At 69.3% G+C, this 14,204-nt stretch carries 15 protein-coding genes and 1 riboswitch; of the genes, 6 read left to right on the forward strand and 9 right to left on the reverse strand.

The features are described 5' to 3' along the window. The first annotated feature begins 293 nt into the window (after positions 1-293). Positions 294-1,622 carry an amidase gene (locus tag AC5592_RS24270; protein ID WP_063065520.1) on the forward strand — a complete coding sequence of 443 codons (1,329 nt, stop codon included), beginning with the start codon at positions 294-296 and terminating at the stop codon, positions 1,620-1,622. Positions 1,623-1,671: 49 nt separating this feature from the next. Here the strand turns inward: AC5592_RS24270 and AC5592_RS24275 are convergent, their stop codons facing one another. From AC5592_RS24275 to AC5592_RS24295, 5 genes are all read right to left on the reverse strand, one after another. Beyond that, positions 1,672-2,553 carry a LysR family transcriptional regulator gene (locus AC5592_RS24275; protein WP_036497434.1) on the reverse strand — a complete coding sequence of 294 codons (882 nt, stop codon included), beginning with the start codon at positions 2,551-2,553 and terminating at the stop codon, positions 1,672-1,674. A gap of 376 nt (positions 2,554-2,929) precedes the next feature. Continuing rightward, entirely contained in the window at positions 2,930-3,484 is a 555-nt protein-coding gene (gene hpt, locus AC5592_RS24280) for a hypoxanthine phosphoribosyltransferase (RefSeq protein WP_030517362.1), read from the reverse strand. A 24-nt stretch (positions 3,485-3,508) separates the two neighbouring features. After that, a complete protein-coding gene (gene tilS / locus AC5592_RS24285; protein WP_063065494.1) occupies positions 3,509-4,528 on the reverse strand; it encodes a tRNA lysidine(34) synthetase TilS in 1,020 nt (339 codons plus the stop codon). Further along, a complete protein-coding gene (locus AC5592_RS24290; RefSeq protein WP_084507071.1) occupies positions 4,504-5,640 on the reverse strand; it encodes a zinc-dependent metalloprotease in 1,137 nt (378 codons plus the stop codon). The genes tilS and AC5592_RS24290 overlap by 25 nt, the downstream gene beginning before the upstream one ends. A 14-nt stretch (positions 5,641-5,654) precedes the next feature. Further along, on the reverse strand, positions 5,655-7,082 hold the full coding sequence (locus AC5592_RS24295; RefSeq protein ID WP_084507073.1) for a D-alanyl-D-alanine carboxypeptidase/D-alanyl-D-alanine-endopeptidase: 1,428 nt from the start codon (positions 7,080-7,082) through the stop codon (positions 5,655-5,657). A 268-nt stretch (positions 7,083-7,350) separates the two neighbouring features. Here AC5592_RS24295 and ppa point away from each other — a divergent pair, with 268 nt between their 5' ends. After that, positions 7,351-7,842 carry an inorganic diphosphatase gene (gene ppa, locus AC5592_RS24300; protein WP_063065495.1) on the forward strand — a complete coding sequence of 164 codons (492 nt, stop codon included), beginning with the start codon at positions 7,351-7,353 and terminating at the stop codon, positions 7,840-7,842. Between the two features lie 83 nt (positions 7,843-7,925). Here the strand turns inward: ppa and AC5592_RS24305 are convergent, their stop codons facing one another. Then, complete coding sequence (locus AC5592_RS24305; protein WP_063065496.1) at positions 7,926-8,747, reverse strand: crotonase/enoyl-CoA hydratase family protein; 822 nt, start codon at positions 8,745-8,747, stop codon at positions 7,926-7,928. 184 nt (positions 8,748-8,931) lie between these two features. Between AC5592_RS24305 and AC5592_RS24310 the strand changes: the two genes are divergently transcribed. Both AC5592_RS24310 and AC5592_RS24315 read left to right on the forward strand, forming a co-directional pair. Further along, positions 8,932-9,396, forward strand: coding sequence for a flavin reductase family protein (locus AC5592_RS24310; protein ID WP_083870549.1), 465 nt, complete (start codon positions 8,932-8,934; stop codon positions 9,394-9,396). A 107-nt stretch (positions 9,397-9,503) separates the two neighbouring features. Next, positions 9,504-9,617: riboswitch (SAM riboswitch) on the forward strand. A gap of 47 nt (positions 9,618-9,664) precedes the next feature. After that, entirely contained in the window at positions 9,665-11,131 is a 1,467-nt protein-coding gene (locus tag AC5592_RS24315; RefSeq protein WP_084507076.1) for an aminotransferase class V-fold PLP-dependent enzyme, read from the forward strand. 16 nt (positions 11,132-11,147) lie between these two features. Here AC5592_RS24315 and AC5592_RS24320 read toward each other — a convergent pair whose 3' ends face one another. The 3 genes from AC5592_RS24320 to AC5592_RS24330 all read right to left on the reverse strand — a co-directional run bounded on the left by AC5592_RS24320 (position 11,148) and on the right by AC5592_RS24330 (position 12,603). Further along, a complete protein-coding gene (locus AC5592_RS24320; RefSeq protein ID WP_036497470.1) occupies positions 11,148-11,336 on the reverse strand; it encodes a hypothetical protein in 189 nt (62 codons plus the stop codon). A gap of 29 nt (positions 11,337-11,365) precedes the next feature. Continuing rightward, a complete protein-coding gene (locus AC5592_RS24325; RefSeq protein ID WP_063065497.1) occupies positions 11,366-11,818 on the reverse strand; it encodes a DUF2752 domain-containing protein in 453 nt (150 codons plus the stop codon). 161 nt (positions 11,819-11,979) lie between these two features. Continuing rightward, the gene (locus AC5592_RS24330) at positions 11,980-12,603 is read right to left on the reverse strand and encodes a TetR family transcriptional regulator (RefSeq protein ID WP_146161177.1); all 624 of its coding nucleotides are present in this window, start codon (positions 12,601-12,603) and stop codon (positions 11,980-11,982) included. A gap of 99 nt (positions 12,604-12,702) precedes the next feature. On the opposite strand from AC5592_RS24330, the gene AC5592_RS24335 reads away from it, so the two are divergent. Beyond that, positions 12,703-13,491 carry an SDR family oxidoreductase gene (locus AC5592_RS24335; protein ID WP_063065498.1) on the forward strand — a complete coding sequence of 263 codons (789 nt, stop codon included), beginning with the start codon at positions 12,703-12,705 and terminating at the stop codon, positions 13,489-13,491. Positions 13,492-13,663: 172 nt separating this feature from the next. Then, on the forward strand, positions 13,664-14,179 hold the full coding sequence (locus AC5592_RS24340) for a L,D-transpeptidase (RefSeq protein ID WP_051024145.1): 516 nt from the start codon (positions 13,664-13,666) through the stop codon (positions 14,177-14,179). Positions 14,180-14,204 lie beyond the last annotated feature (25 nt).

Below are 14,204 nucleotides of genomic sequence, written 5' to 3' on the forward strand. Positions count from 1 at the left end.
GGGGGCTTCGACATATGCACAACGAGGGCACCGCACTGGCCGACGCGACATCGAACGCCGTCTCGCGCGCCACCCGGGAGGTAGCAGTGGACGCAGACGAAACCACCGGTTCGGGACCAGCGGATCAGACCTCCGGGCCGCCGGCGGAAAACGCTGAACCGCAGCACGTTTCCAGCACCGGTTCCGGGTCGAGCACCCCGCCGGGCGACCGGCCGCAACCCCCCGCCGCGAGCAGTGAGCCGGTCACCGGCGGCGGTGCCGCGGACGCCGAGAAGGCCCCCGATCCGGCGAAGCTGACGACCGCCGTCGCGATCGCCACCGCGGTGCGCGACGGTCTGGTCACGGCCGGGCAGGTGGTCGACGCCGCGCTGGATCGCATCGCCGGGGGCGATACGCGGGTAGGCGCCTTCCACACCGTCCGCGCGGAGCGGGCACGGGCCGAGAGCCGCGCCCTGGCCGACCGCGCCGACCTCGACATCCTCCCCTTGGCCGGCGTCCCCGTCGCGGTGAAGAACAACATCGATGTGGCCGGTGAGATCACCGACGCGGGTTCGCGCGCGGGGTCGGGCGTCCCCGCCGCCACGGATCACCCGGTGGTGCGGCGGTTGCGGGCCGCGGGCGCGGTCGTGGTCGGCCTGACCGAGATGCCGGAGGGCGCACTGTGGGGCACCTCCGACACGCCCGAGCGAATTGCTCGTTCCCCGTGGAATATTCGCTACAGCGCCGGTGGCTCCTCGGGTGGATCGGGCGCCGCGGTCGGTGCCGGACTCGTGCCGGTGGCCCACGGTAACGACGGGCTCGGGTCGGTGCGCATACCCGCCGCCTGCTGCGGCGTCTTAGGCATCAAACCGGGACGCGGCGTGGTCCCGGCCCAGGTGGGGGTCGACTCCTGGAGCGGCATGACCGAGAACGGGGTGCTCGCGACCACGGTCGCCGATGCGGCACTCATGCTGTCGGTGCTGGCCGACCGCCCGGCCCTGGCCGATCTGGAACCGCCGACGCCGCTGCGCATCGCGATCGCGCCCGGATCGCCGTCCCCGCTGGTCCGGGTGGACAAGCACTGGGCCGCGGCCGCGCAGACCGCCGCCCGGCTCGCCGAGGAGGCCGGTCACGGCGTCGTGCCCGCCGCACTGCCGTATCAGGGCGCGACCACCGCGCTGGCGTGGCGCTGGCTGGCCAATGCGGCGCGCGAGGCGGGTGCGGTCGCGAATCCGGAACTGCTGCAACGCCGTAGCCGCGTGCATATCGCGCTGGGCCGGGCGGTGCTGAAGGCCGGTCTGGTCCGGCCGAATCAGGTCGACCGGATCGAGGCGCGGCTGCTCGACTTCTTCGAGCAGCACGATGTGGTGATCACCCCGACGCTGGCCACGCCCGCCCTCGCGGCGCGCAATTGGCACGCCCGGGGCTGGCTGGCCAATGTCGTTGCCAACGTTCGCTTCTCGCCGTTCACGCCGCTGTGGAATCTGGTCGGCTGGCCCGCGGTGAGCGTCCCGATGGGGTTGCACCCGCGCACCGGAACGCCGGTGGCCGCGCAGCTGGCCGGGCCGCCCGGCAGCGAATCGACGCTGCTACGCCTGGCCGCCCAGTTGGAGACCGCTCAGCCCTGGCAGCGCACCGCCTGAGCGCTACCGCTCGTCTTCGACGGCGCTCACCGGTCGTCTTCGACAGCGCTCACCGGTCGTCTTCGACGACGGAAAACCCTCCGGCGACAACGCGATTGGCGAAATCGAGAATGGTCGGCCGGTCGTCGTCCGCGCGCCACACCATCGCGAGTTCACACGGCGCGAGGCCGGCGACCGGGCGGGCGGTGAGCCCGGGCCACCGATACATCGGCACGTTGTTCTCGGCCAGCAGGCAGACGCCGAGTCCGAGGCTGACGGCCTCGAGCCGCTCCTCTGCGGTGGCGGCCTCGCCGCCGATCTTGGCCTGCCGCCCACCGCGGGCGTCGCCGCCGAGCCAGAAGTCGCGTGCCGCACCGGCTTCGGCGGGCATCGCGATGAACGGCTCGTCGATCAGATCGGCGAATTCGATGGCCTCGTGATCGGCCAGCCGGTGGTTCTCGGGGAGAAGCACCCACCTCGCTTCGGTGCGCAGCACCTGCCAGCGGTAGCGCCCGGAATCGGGCACCGGCAACCACATCAACGCCAGATCGGCCTGCCGGCCCGCGAGGCCGCTGGAGGGATCGGTCCACGATGCCGAATGCAGGGCCAGCCGATGTCCGCTGGCGCTTTCCAGTTCGGCGATCAGACCGCGTCCGATCGAGCTCTGGATACCGACCCGCAACACCTCACCGGCTTCCTGGAGGGCCACGTTGGTGACCTCCCACAGCTCCAGGATGCGACGGGCTCCCTCGAGCAGTTCTTTACCGGCGACGGTCAGCGCGACGCTGCGCTGGTTGCGATCGAACAGGACCACGTCGAGCTGACGCTCGAGCTGGCGGATCTGCCGCGAGAGGGTGGGTTGAGCGATGTGCAGCCGCTGCGCGGCATTGGTGAAGTGCAGTTCCTCAGCGACGGCGACGAAGTACCGCAGGTCGCGCAAATGCGGGTCCATAGCACCTTGCTATCAGAATCGGTCAGGGAAATCTAGCCGCTTTAGACCTTCAAGTCTGAATAGAGGGTCATAAACAGCCAAACGGTTTGTTACTGACAGCATAGGGCTCCGCCATAACTCCAGCACAATCGCCTCGGTCAATTCTCAGCGAACGCGACAGCCGTCGCGAGAAGCCGATGAAACGACATCACCGCAGGCGTCGACCAGCGGTGATGTCACGTTCAGCGCGGAGCGGAGAGTTCCGCCGCCGATCCGGCCCGTCATCCCGGGCGATCAGCAACTTCCATCGATAGCGATTGCGCAGGGAACATCGTCAAACGGTGATTTTCGCCACACTCCGGCGGAATTCGGTCACCAATTCGGTCATGTGCCCAGTTCAGGCGCTGTAGACCCGCGGGTTCAGGGTGCCGATGTAGGGCAGATCGCGGTAACGCTCGGCGTAGTCCAGTCCGTACCCGACGACGAATTCGTTCGGGATGTCGAAACCTACGTGCGCGACCTCGATGTGGGTGCGCAGCGCATCGGGCTTGCGCAGCAGCGTCACCACCTCCAGCGAGGCGGGGTTGCGGCTGGAGAGGTTGCGCATCAGCCACGACAGCGTGAGACCGGAGTCGATGATGTCCTCGACGATCAGCACGTTGCGCCCGGCGATGTCCTTGTCCAGATCCTTCAGAATCCGGACCACGCCCGAGGAGGAGGTGGACGACCCGTAGGACGAGACGGCCATGAACTCCATCTGCGTCGGGATCGGCAGCGCCTGCGCCAGCTCGGTCATGAAGAAGATCGCACCCTTGAGCACGCCGACCAGCAGCAGATCACCTTCGGGCGCGTCCGGGGGATATCGCTTCGCGATGAGTTCGGCCAACTCGTCGACCTTGGCTCGGATCTGCTCCTCGGTGATCAGCACCGACGCTATGTCGTCCCCGTACACGTGTGCTGGGTTCCCTTCGGGTCGTTATCGTGCGAACGCCAACGTCAGCCTGCCACGTTCGCGCCTGGCAACCAACCTGATCCCCGGCATTCCTCCGCCGACCGCGACGCCGCCCTGCCCGTGCCAATCGGTGATCAAGGACTCCACCGCGCGTAAATGCTTGTCCGTCAAGGCCTTTGCGCCGCCACCGAGGAGCCAGGCCCGGATGACACGCCGACGGATCGCGGGCGGAACCGTGGCGAGTGTCTCGACCGACAGCGACGAACCATCACGCGCATCGATCAGCAATCGATCGGCAATCGCATCGAGCGCCTCGCCGTCCTCACGCAGTTGCGCGGCCGTGCGAGCCAGCGCCGGTGCCACACCCCCGCCGAGGACCTCCTCCAGCAGCGGCAGCACCTCGGTCCGCAACCGGACGCGGGCGAATTCCGGGGCGGCGTTGTGCGGGTCCTCGTGCGGGTCGAGACCCAGATCCCGGCACATCTCCCGAGTGACCGCGCGCCGCACGCCCAGCAGCGGCCTGCCCCAGGGCTCGTCGTAGTCGGCCATGCCCTGGATCGAGCGCTGGCCCGAACCGCGCGCCAATCCGAGCAGCACGGTTTCGGCCTGATCGTCGAGGGTGTGCCCGACCAGCACCGGCAGGCCGTCGCGCAGCTCGTCCAGTGCCGCGTAGCGCGCTTGCCGCGCCGCGGCCTCCGGCCCGCCCGGTCCGGTCACCGACACGCGGCGCATCCGCACCGCCCGGCATCCCAGCCGCCGGGCGATCTCGGCGGCCTCCGCCGCGACCGCCGCCGAGCCGTCCTGCAATCCATGATCGATGATCAACGCGTCGACCTGGTCGGCCTCGGCGAGCGCCGCCGCCGTGAGGGCCAGCGAATCCGCCCCACCGGACAGGGCGACGGCCACCGCGCCCTCCGGCCGATACCGCAGCAGCCACTCGCGTACGGCGTGCCGCATCCCCAGCACCGCCGCCGTCTCCGGAAGCCGGGCGCGCGCGACCCCGGCGGCGCCCGCCGGGGTCACCCCAGGACTCGGTCGATCCATCGTTGCGGGGTGCTGATCTCGTCGGGCCGGGGCAGGGTGTCGGCGTCGGTCCACACGGTGTTGAACCGCTGCATGCCGACCTTGCCGACGACCTCGTCGACGAACGCCTTGCCGCGCACGTACTGCGCGACCTTCGCGTCCACCCCGAGCAGGGCGCGCAACAGCCGCTGGACCGGATTGGCCGGGCGCCGGCGACGCTGATCGAATGCCTCGCGGATCTGCGCGACGGTGGGGATCACGGCCGGGCCGACGGCGTCCATCACGTGGTCGGCATGGCCCTCCAGCAGCGTGCCGAGCATCAGCAACCGGTCCAGCGCGTCGCGCTGCGGCGGCGGCTGGGTGGCGCGCAGCAGGCCGAGGATGCCGCGATCGGCGGGATCGTCGCTCACCCCGTTGTCGCGGCGGCGACGCATTTCCTCCAGCAGCCGGGTGAGCACCTCGTTCACCGATTCGTCGCCGACGGCGCCGAGGGTGTCGACGTTCTGCTTCATATAGTCGGCCAGCCAGGGCGCGGAGGAGAACTGCACCCGGTGCGTCACCTCGTGCAGGCACACCCACAGCCGGAAATCGCTGGGCGAGACGCCGAGTGCGCGTTCCACGGCCATGATGTTGGGCGCGACCAGCAGCAGGGTGCCGTCCGGCCCGCTGAACGGATCGTATTGGCCGAGGATCGCGGTGGACAGGAAGGCCAGCATCGCCCCGGCCTGGACGCCGGCCGGTTTCCCGGCGAAGCGGCCGCGGCCGTCGTCGGCGGATCCGGTGAGTTCGGACATGGATTCGGCGGCCGCGCGGATCCAGCCGCGGCGATCGACGATCGTGGCCTGCGGAACGGGCTGGTCGTCGAGAAGCAGACTCACCTCGCGCACCGGGCCCTCGGCCCGCACGGACGCCTCGGACAGTTCCTCGACGACCTGTTCGGCGGAATACCGCGTGGTGCGCGGACCGGACGGCACCACGGCGCTACCGGCTCGTGCGGCCAGCTGCCAATCGACCGAGCCGGCCAGCACCGAGCGTTTCGCGGACGCGTTCTTCGCCACGTCCGTGGCTTCGCGACCGGCGACCACGGCATCGTCGGCGGTACGGCCATCGGCGGGGTCACCGGATCCGGTCATCGCATTTCCACCCGTCAGGAGCATCCACAGTTGCGAAGCGTGGTGGCGACGGCGTCCAATGCCGGGCGGCTGGCCTCAGGGGGCCGGTCGTTCGACATCAGCGCGAAGGTCATGACGCGGCCGTCGCGATCCAACACATATCCAGCCAACGCGCTCGACACCGACAGAGTTCCGGTCTTGGCACGCACCCAGCCCGCTCCCGCGCGCTCGGGGCCGCCGTCGACGAACCGCACCGCCAGCGATCCGGTGCCACCGGCGACCGGCAGATAGTCCAGCAGCGGCGCCAGCGGCGAGGCGACCGCGGCGGCGTCGCCGGTGTTGACGACCGAGGGCGGTGTGGTGCCGCCCGGATCCGCACCGCCCGGCTGCGCGGACGCGGCCGATTCGGCGATGATCCGGTCGAGCAGTCGCGCCGGAACCCGGTCGTCGGTGGACAGTCCGCTGTTGTCGATCTGGGTGACGCCCGCGGTGTCGAAACCCGCCGCCTTCAACGCCGTCAGGGTGGCGGAGGCGGCACCGGCGAACGACTGCTCGCCACCGGTCGCCGCCGCGATCTCCCGGCCGATCGTCTCGGCGAGCACGTCGTCGGAGTGAATCATCATGTCCCGCAAGCGGTCCCGCAGTTCCGCGGAATCCACGTGGGCCAATTCGGCGGCGCCGTGGGCGGCCTTGCCCAGCCGTACCTTCGCCGGGTCGGCGCCCAGTTCCAGCGCCAGCCGGCGACCCGCGTCCAGGGCGGGCGTGGCCGAACGCGGCGAATATTCGACCAGCGGGTCGAGGCGGCCGCCGTCGATCATCACCGGTTCGATCGGCGCCCACGAACCGCCCGCGATATCGGCCGGATCCCAGCCGGCCGGCGAAGTCGGACCCGAATACAGCGAGGTGTCGACCACGACCGTGTCGACCGGATGCCCGGCGGCACGGATCTGAGCCACCAGATCCGACAACTTCGGCCCGTTCGGGTAGTAGCCCTTGCCGTCGGCCTGCGCGGTCAGAGTCGGATCGCCGGCGCCGACCAGCACCACCTCACCGGGCGCCGAACCGGCCACCACCCGCGTGGTGAGCCGACGATCCGGCGGCAACACCAGCAGCGCGGCCGCCGCGGTCATGACCTTCAGGGTCGACGCCGGGATCATCGGCTTGTCCGGATCGGCGCTCCAGAGCGTGGCGCGGGTGTCGGGATCGGAGATCGATCCGGCGAAATTGCCCAGGTCCGGACTCGTAGCCACCTGGGCCAGGGCAGCGGCCAGACCCTGGCGGCTGGGTTCGGGCGCACTCGCCGAGGCGGGATTCAGCTGGGGAAAGGGCTTCACGGGGGCCGGGGGTGCGGCTATCGTCAGACCCCCGTGCCGGAACTCCTCGGTCCACGGCCGCACCGTCACCAGAGCCACCGTGGCCACGACGACGGCGACAACGGTTGCGACCAGCACCGCGACCCACATATTGCGGCGTCGGCGAGCGGCCAGCCCACCGATGTTCTTCCTACCTCGACCTACCACGTGACAGCTGTCTCCCTATTCACCCGTGTGAGGCGGACGCTCCCTGCCGCACCCATGCGCGCATCGACCACACTATCCTCACCTCGCCGGCGTTCCACCGAACGAGCTGGCGCGTCGGCAGCCCACCGGACCGGTCGGCGAGTCGGCCGCGGCACACGCCGGCGAGCAGCCGTACCGCATCAACGCATACGCATCGGACGAAGGAGATGACGTGGAGTTCGACGTCACCATCGAGATCCCCAAGGGGCAGCGCAACAAGTACGAGGTCGACCACGAGACGGGTCGGGTGCGGCTGGACCGCTACCTCTACACCCCGATGGTCTACCCGGCCGACTACGGCTACATCGAGAACACCCTCGGCTCCGACGGCGACCCGCTGGACTGCCTGGTGCTGTTGCCGGAGTCGGTGTTCCCCGGCGTGATCGTCGAGGCCCGCCCGGTCGGCGTGTTGCTGATGAGCGACGAGGCGGGCGGCGACGAGAAGGTCGTTGCGGTGCCGGCCGGCGACAAGCGCTGGGATCACATCCAGGACGTCAACGACATCCCGGAATTCGAGCGCAAGGCCATCGAGCACTTCTTCGAGCACTACAAGGACCTCGAGCCCGGCAAGTGGGTCAAGGTCGAGGGCTGGGACGGCCGGGCCAAGGCCGAGACTCTCACCACCGAGGCGTTCGAGCGGCTGCAGGAGCAGGGCGGGCACTGAGTGCCGGTCGACGGCGCTCGCGGGCGTATGCGTCCCGCCGAGCGCCGTCGCACGTGCGCTACTTGCCCTGGAAGTCACGTGCGCTACTTGCCCTGGAAGTTCGGCTTGCGCTTCTCGAAGACGGCCTGAATCGCCTCGGTCAGATCCTCCGAGGGCAGGAAGGCCGCGTTCCACGCCGAGACGTACCGCAGCCCGTCGGCCACCTTGCCGGCCTTGGGCTGGTCCAGCACGTCCTTGATGCCCTGCACGACCAGCGGCGGATTCGCGGCGATCTCCTCCGCCAGCGTGTACGCGGCGGCCAGAACCGCTTCCTGGTCCGGATAGACGTCGTTGATCAGGCCGATCTTCTCCGCCCGCGCGGCGTCGATGTCCTTGCCGGTATAGGCGAGCTCGCGCACATGGCCCTCGCCGATGATGCCCGGCAGCCGGTGCAACGATCCGATGTCGGCGACGATGGCGACCTTGGCCTCGCGCAGGCTGAAGCTGGCCTCCGCGCTGGCCAGGCGGATATCCGCGGCGGCAATGAGATCGAGTCCGCCACCCACGCACCAGCCGGAGATCGCGGCGATCACGGGTTTGCGGCAGTCGGCGACCGCGGTCACCGAGGCCTGCATGCGGCGGATCTCGTAGAGGAAATCGGTGCGCGGTGCGGCCAGGGCCTTCTCGCCCAGCAGCGGACCGAAGGTCGGGCTCATCGCGGGCAGATCGAGGCCGTAGGAGAAGTGCTTACCGGAGCCGGTGAGCACGATCGCGCGGATCTCCGGGTCGGCGTCCAGCTCGCCGAAGATCAGTGGCAGTTCACTCCAGAAATCCGGGCCCATGGCATTGCCCTTGCCGGGTCCGGTCAGCGTCACTCGCGCGACGTGACCGGTGCGCTCGACGTCGAAGGCCTTCCAATCACTCATTCGTCCAGCGTATCGGGGCAGTTCGGCGGCGCCGGGACGGCGTCGGGATTGCGGGAGGGCGGGCACGACGTAGGTTGGAGGCGTGAGCAGTTCCCAGCGACCCGACGCCGAGCTGGCCGATCTCGACCCTCAGCATCTCGAATCTCAGCACGACGGCGTCACCGCAGCGCAGTACCGGGCAGCCATGCGCCACTACCCCGCGGGAGTGACGATCGTCACCCTGAGCCGGCCGGAACGCCCGGTGGGCTTCACCGCCACCTCCTTCGCCTCGCTGTCGCTGGATCCGCCACTGATCTCGTTCAACATCGCGCACACCTCCTCGTCCATCGACGCGATGAGCGAGGCCGATTCGGTCGTCGTGCACTTCCTCGGTGAACATCAACAGCATCTGGCACAACGGTTTTCGCGCGCCGCCGAAGAGCGTTTCGCCGACCCGGAGTTGTGGTCGACGCTGGAGACGGGCGAGCCGGTGCTGCACGGCACCCCGATCTGGGTGCGGGCCACCGTGCATCGGTTGATTCCCATCGGCGACCACACCCTGGTGGTCGGATTGGTCACCCGGGTGCACGACGACACCGGTGGCGAGCCGATGCGCAACCCGCTGCTGTACTACAACGGCACCTATCACCGCCCAGCCGGATTGGACTGAGCCGCAATTCCTTTCACGCGTCGCCGATTTCGCGGGCGGCGCGGCGCCACTGCTCGCTCGAGTCGGGTGCTTGACAACGCCGGGCCGGTTCTGCCACTCTCGGCTCAGGTCACGAGTACCAGCGTCAAGCCCCGGCTAGCTGGTCGGCAACCCTCCTCCGCGGTGGGGTGCTCCGGGTGACGACCTGGCCGATGCTCGACCGAGCACGGCAAGCGCGGACTCCGATCACCCTCCACGTCCGGAGTCCCTGAACAAAGGGATCGCCCCGATGCGTACTGCTGTCTCGACAATTGCCGCCGCTACCGCCGAAACCGTTGTCCCGGAACAGGTTTGCGCTCACGGCGGCTACGCCTCCCGCTCCGGCGCCTCCTGCACCTGCTCGGCGCCGGACTGCGCCGGCCATGCCACCCGTTCCTGCCGCACCGGTGAACCGATCGCGCGCGTCTCCGGCTGCGATCTGCGAGTTCCGTTGGTACAGGGCGGTTTCCGTACCTACGCCAACTTCGACTACGCCGCCAGCGCCCCCGCCCTGGCCCAGGTCACCGACCGCGTGAACGAACTGCTCCCCTACTACGCCAGCGTGCACCGCGGCGCCGGATACGCCTCCCGCATCAGCACCGATCGCTACGAGGCAGCGCGTGTCGCGGTGGCACGGGCGGTGAACTGCGCCGACGACCAGGTGGTGGTGTTCACCCGCAACACCACCGACTCGCTGAATCTGCTGGCGTGCTGCGTTCCCGGCGACACCGTGGTGCTCGATATCGAACACCACGCGAATTTCCTGCCCTGGACGCGCCGCGGCCGCCGGGTGGTTCCCGCCGCCGCGACGATCGCGGAGACGCTGCGGCGGCTCGAGGCCGAACTGTGCGCCGAACCCGCTGCACTGCTTGCGGTTACGGGCGCGTCGAATGTGACCGGTGAGGTGCTGCCGCTGGCGGAACTGACCGCGATCGCGCATCGCCACGGCGCCCGCATCCTGGTCGATGCCGCGCAACTGGCCCCGCATCGCCGAATCGACCTGCAGTCGTTCGCGGAATCCGGCGGAACCGGCATCGACTACCTGGCCTTCTCCGGGCACAAGTTGTACGCGCCCTTCGGCGCCGGTGTGCTGGTAGGCCGCCGCGACTGGCTGGACGCGGCGCCGCCGTATCTGGCCGGCGGCGGGGCGGTCACCGCGGTCACCACCGAGCAGGCGCACTGGGCGCCCGCACCGCAGCGGCACGAGGCGGGATCACCGAACGTGTTGGGCGCGGCGGCCGTCGCGGCGGCCTGCGAAACGTTGTATGCCCTCGACGAACAGGCCGTGGTCGAGCACGAACACCACTTGATCCGCCGCCTGCGCGACGGCCTGAAAAGCGTTGCGGGCGTTCGGCAACTGCGCATCTTTTCCGACAGTGCCGACAGTGTGGGCATCGTGGCATTCACCGTCGACGGGTTCGAGCCCGGCCGGGTCGCGGCGTATCTGTCGGCCGAATTCGGTATCGGCGTGCGTGACGGGCGTTTCTGCGCACATCCCCTGCTGCAGCGGCTCGGTGTCGACGGCGCGGTGCGCGCGAGCGTCGGTCTGGGCACGTCGGTCGCGGATGTGGATCGCCTGCTCGAGGCGCTGAGCCGACTGGTTCGAGACGGCGCTTCGTGGAATTACACGTATGCCGGCGGCCAGTGGTCCCCGCTGCCGGAGACCCGGCCCGGCTTGACGGAGGCGGGGCAGGGCGCGGCACCCTGCGCGATCTGATCCGGCACGATCCGATTCACGGCACCAGGTAGCGGGCGGCCAATTCTTCGATCAGCGGATCGCCGTCGGGAACGGAGTCGATGGCCTCGAGATCCTTCTCGATGGCGATCTGGCGCGGATCGTCCTGCTCGGCGTCGGGCGCGCCGTCCTCGTTCAATTGGCGCAGCATCTTCTCGCGCACCCGAGCCTTCAGTGAATCAGCGATTTCCTGGGTCATATTTCCAGCATGCCCGCCTAGACCGGGGCCAACCATGTACCCCACGGGGTATTGCGGACCATGGTGAACAGCACGAGCAGCCCGATCAGCCACCATTGCGCCTGGCCACGAAGGGTGAACGGGCAGGCGGTGTCGGCTCGGCCGCGCCAGCGGCTCAGAGCCCACCGCCCCCACCACAGCATTAGGGTGAGCAGCAGCGGAAGCACGAATACGTTGCTGTGCAGTGCGTCGAGTACCCGGCCTTCGGTGAGATTGTGCACAGCCCGCAGTCCACCGCAGCCCGGACACCACCATCCCGTCAGCGCATAGAACGGGCATATCCCGTATGCCCCCTGGCTGTGCGGATCGTGGAAGTGCAGCACCGCGGCCGCGGCGACCACCGCACCGGCCGCCAGTAGCGGCCCGCCCTGACTACGCCATCCGGTACGCGGCACCGACCGTTCGCCGGGCAGCTCGCGCGCGATATCCACAGGGTTCACGGTAATCGGCGGGCGTGGTGAGCCGCCAGCCTCGGCTCCACACCACCGATCCGGGGGTGCCGTCGCCGTGATGCTCACTCGGATGCTGTCGTGCGTCCGAGCGCGAAACCTGGGCATCCAGGGAAATTCGGTTCGAACCGATGGTCACACGGTCAGCGGGTACGCGTCGTCACCGGGGCGGTGAGGGTGCCGGCGAGCATGTCGATCACCTGGTCCCAGGCCTCCCGGTCGTCGGCGGCGATCCGGCCTGCCTCGACGGCGCGTTCGTGGTCGGCCAGCAGCGCGAACAGCACCGTGGTGAGGCTGCGCAGCCGGCGATGCCGCAGGCGCGGCGGCAGGTCCGAAAGAGCGCGGTCGAGCCCGCCCACGATCACTCGCACCGAGGTCCGTTCGGCGCTGTCCAGATTGGCCGCGTCCGACACTGCGGGATGGGTGCGGATCTGTTCGAGAAACCTTGCGTAATAGGAACTTTCGTCACGCGCTCCCAGTTCGAACATGGGGATGACCAGTGCGTCGAGCAGAGTGTGCACATCGTCGGCGGCCGCGGCCGGGCGCTGCGCCAGCAACTCCAACCGGCGCACCTCCAAAGTCGCCAGCCGCTGCTGGACCACCGCCTCGACGAGTCCGTCGCGTGAGCCGAAGTGATACGGGATCGCCGAGTTGTTGCGCTGCCCGGCCGCGGCGGCGATATCGCGCAGCGGCACCAGATATCCCCGCTCGGCGATCAGCCGCTCCCCCGCCACCATCAACCGCTCCCGGGCACTCACTGCTTCCACCCTGAGCACGATACGTCCTACCAGCGGATTGAGCACTAGTCCTTGACAGTTAAGAGCTAATTCTTAACACTGCGAGGACAACAACCGAGAGGACTAGCGATGATCCTGGACAAATTCCGACTCGACGGGCGCGCCGCCGTCGTTACCGGCGCGGGGCGCGGCATCGGCGCCGCCACCGCCCTCGCCCTGGCCGAGGCGGGCGCCGATGTGGCGATCGCCGCGCGCACGCAGTCGCAACTGGACGCGGTCGCCGAGCAGATCCGGGCGACGGGGCGGCGCGCCCTCCCCGTGGCCTGCGATCTGTCGGATCTCGATGCCGTCACGGCACTGGCCGACGCCGCCGCCACCGAATTCGGCCGCATCGACATCGTGATCAACAATGTCGGCGGCACCATGCCGAACACCTTCCTGACCACCTCGCCGGAATTCCTCGAGGAGGCCTTCCGCTTCAACGTCTCCACCGCGCACGCCCTCACCCGCGCGGCGGTCCCGCACATGCTCGCCGGCGAGGGCGGCTCGGTGGTCAACATCTCCTCGATGATGGGCCGGGCGCCCGGGCGCGGCTTCCTCGCCTACGGCACGGCCAAGGCGGCGCTCGCGCACTGGACCCGGCTGGCCGCCGCGGATCTGTCGCCGCGGATCCGGGTCAACGGCATCGCGGTCGGCTCGGTGCTGACCTCCGCACTCGAGGTCGTGGCACAGAATCCCGAGGTCAAGGCGAAGATGGAGGCCGATACGCCGCTGCATCGGCTGGGCGATCCGACCGATATCGCGGCGGGCATCGTCTACCTGTGCTCCCCCGCGGGCAGTTATCTCACCGGCAAGATTCTCGAGATCGACGGCGGTATCGCCGCGCCCAACCTGGAACTCGGCCTGCCCGATTTGTGATAACAAGGCGGATTCTTCCGCACCATCGGGGCCCGCGGCGGGTCACAATGATCAACTATGCATCGTGATCGAGCACACATCGATCGCTGACGGTGCCGTCCCAGCTTGTCGACGAATGTGCCCGCCGCCCGGCTCGGCCGGACAGCGGGCCGGGTAGAGAGGTCGGACGCATATGAACTGCACGAGCATCACCCGATGGACGATCCGAGCGGCGGCCGCGACCGCGATCGCGGCTGCCGGATTCGCCGTCACGGTGCCCGCGGGCGCCGATCCGGTGTGGCCCGGCGGCCCCGACATCCCCGGCGTTCCGCAACTCGTTCCTTCCCCGCCCGGCCAGATCTCGGCTCCGTGTTCGGCCGCCGCACGCGCCTGCCTGCGCCTGTCGACCAATGAGGGCTGGCTGATGGACAACGGCCGCGTGGTCTACGGCCCGACCCCCATCTCGCACGGGCGGCCCGGGTACGAGACACCGCCCGGCACCTTCCACGTCGCGTTCAAGGAGCCGTACCACTGGAGCACCATGCACAACGCCGAAATGCGTTGGGCGGTCTTCTTCAACGGCGATATCGCCACCCATATCGGGCCCATCGAGGAGCAGTCCCACGGCTGCATCCGGATGACCCCCGAGGGGGCCAAGGCCTTCTACGACTACGTCAATCCGGGTGACGTCTTCGAAGTCGTGCCGTGAGCGTGGGCGCCGGCCCGGACTCCGG

It is taken from the genome of Nocardia violaceofusca NBRC 14427, from assembly GCF_963869435.1.
GTDB lineage: Bacteria > Actinomycetota > Actinomycetes > Mycobacteriales > Mycobacteriaceae > Nocardia > Nocardia aobensis.

Coding starts and splice junctions, on each gene's coding strand:
- AC5592_RS24275 (WP_036497434.1), bottom strand. CDS start 2,553: ATGGACCCGCATTTGCGCGACCTGCGGTACTTCGTCGCCGTCGCTGAG.
- tilS (WP_063065494.1), bottom strand. CDS start 4,528: ATGGATCGACCGAGTCCTGGGGTGACCCCGGCGGGCGCCGCCGGGGTC.
- AC5592_RS24290 (WP_084507071.1), bottom strand. CDS start 5,640: ATGACCGGATCCGGTGACCCCGCCGATGGCCGTACCGCCGACGATGCC.
- AC5592_RS24295 (WP_084507073.1), bottom strand. CDS start 7,082: ATGTGGGTCGCGGTGCTGGTCGCAACCGTTGTCGCCGTCGTCGTGGCC.
- AC5592_RS24305 (WP_063065496.1), bottom strand. CDS start 8,747: ATGAGTGATTGGAAGGCCTTCGACGTCGAGCGCACCGGTCACGTCGCG.
- AC5592_RS24310 (WP_083870549.1), top strand. CDS start 8,932: ATGCGCCACTACCCCGCGGGAGTGACGATCGTCACCCTGAGCCGGCCG.
- AC5592_RS24315 (WP_084507076.1), top strand. CDS start 9,665: ATGCGTACTGCTGTCTCGACAATTGCCGCCGCTACCGCCGAAACCGTT.
- AC5592_RS24335 (WP_063065498.1), top strand. CDS start 12,703: ATGATCCTGGACAAATTCCGACTCGACGGGCGCGCCGCCGTCGTTACC.
- AC5592_RS24340 (WP_051024145.1), top strand. CDS start 13,664: ATGAACTGCACGAGCATCACCCGATGGACGATCCGAGCGGCGGCCGCG.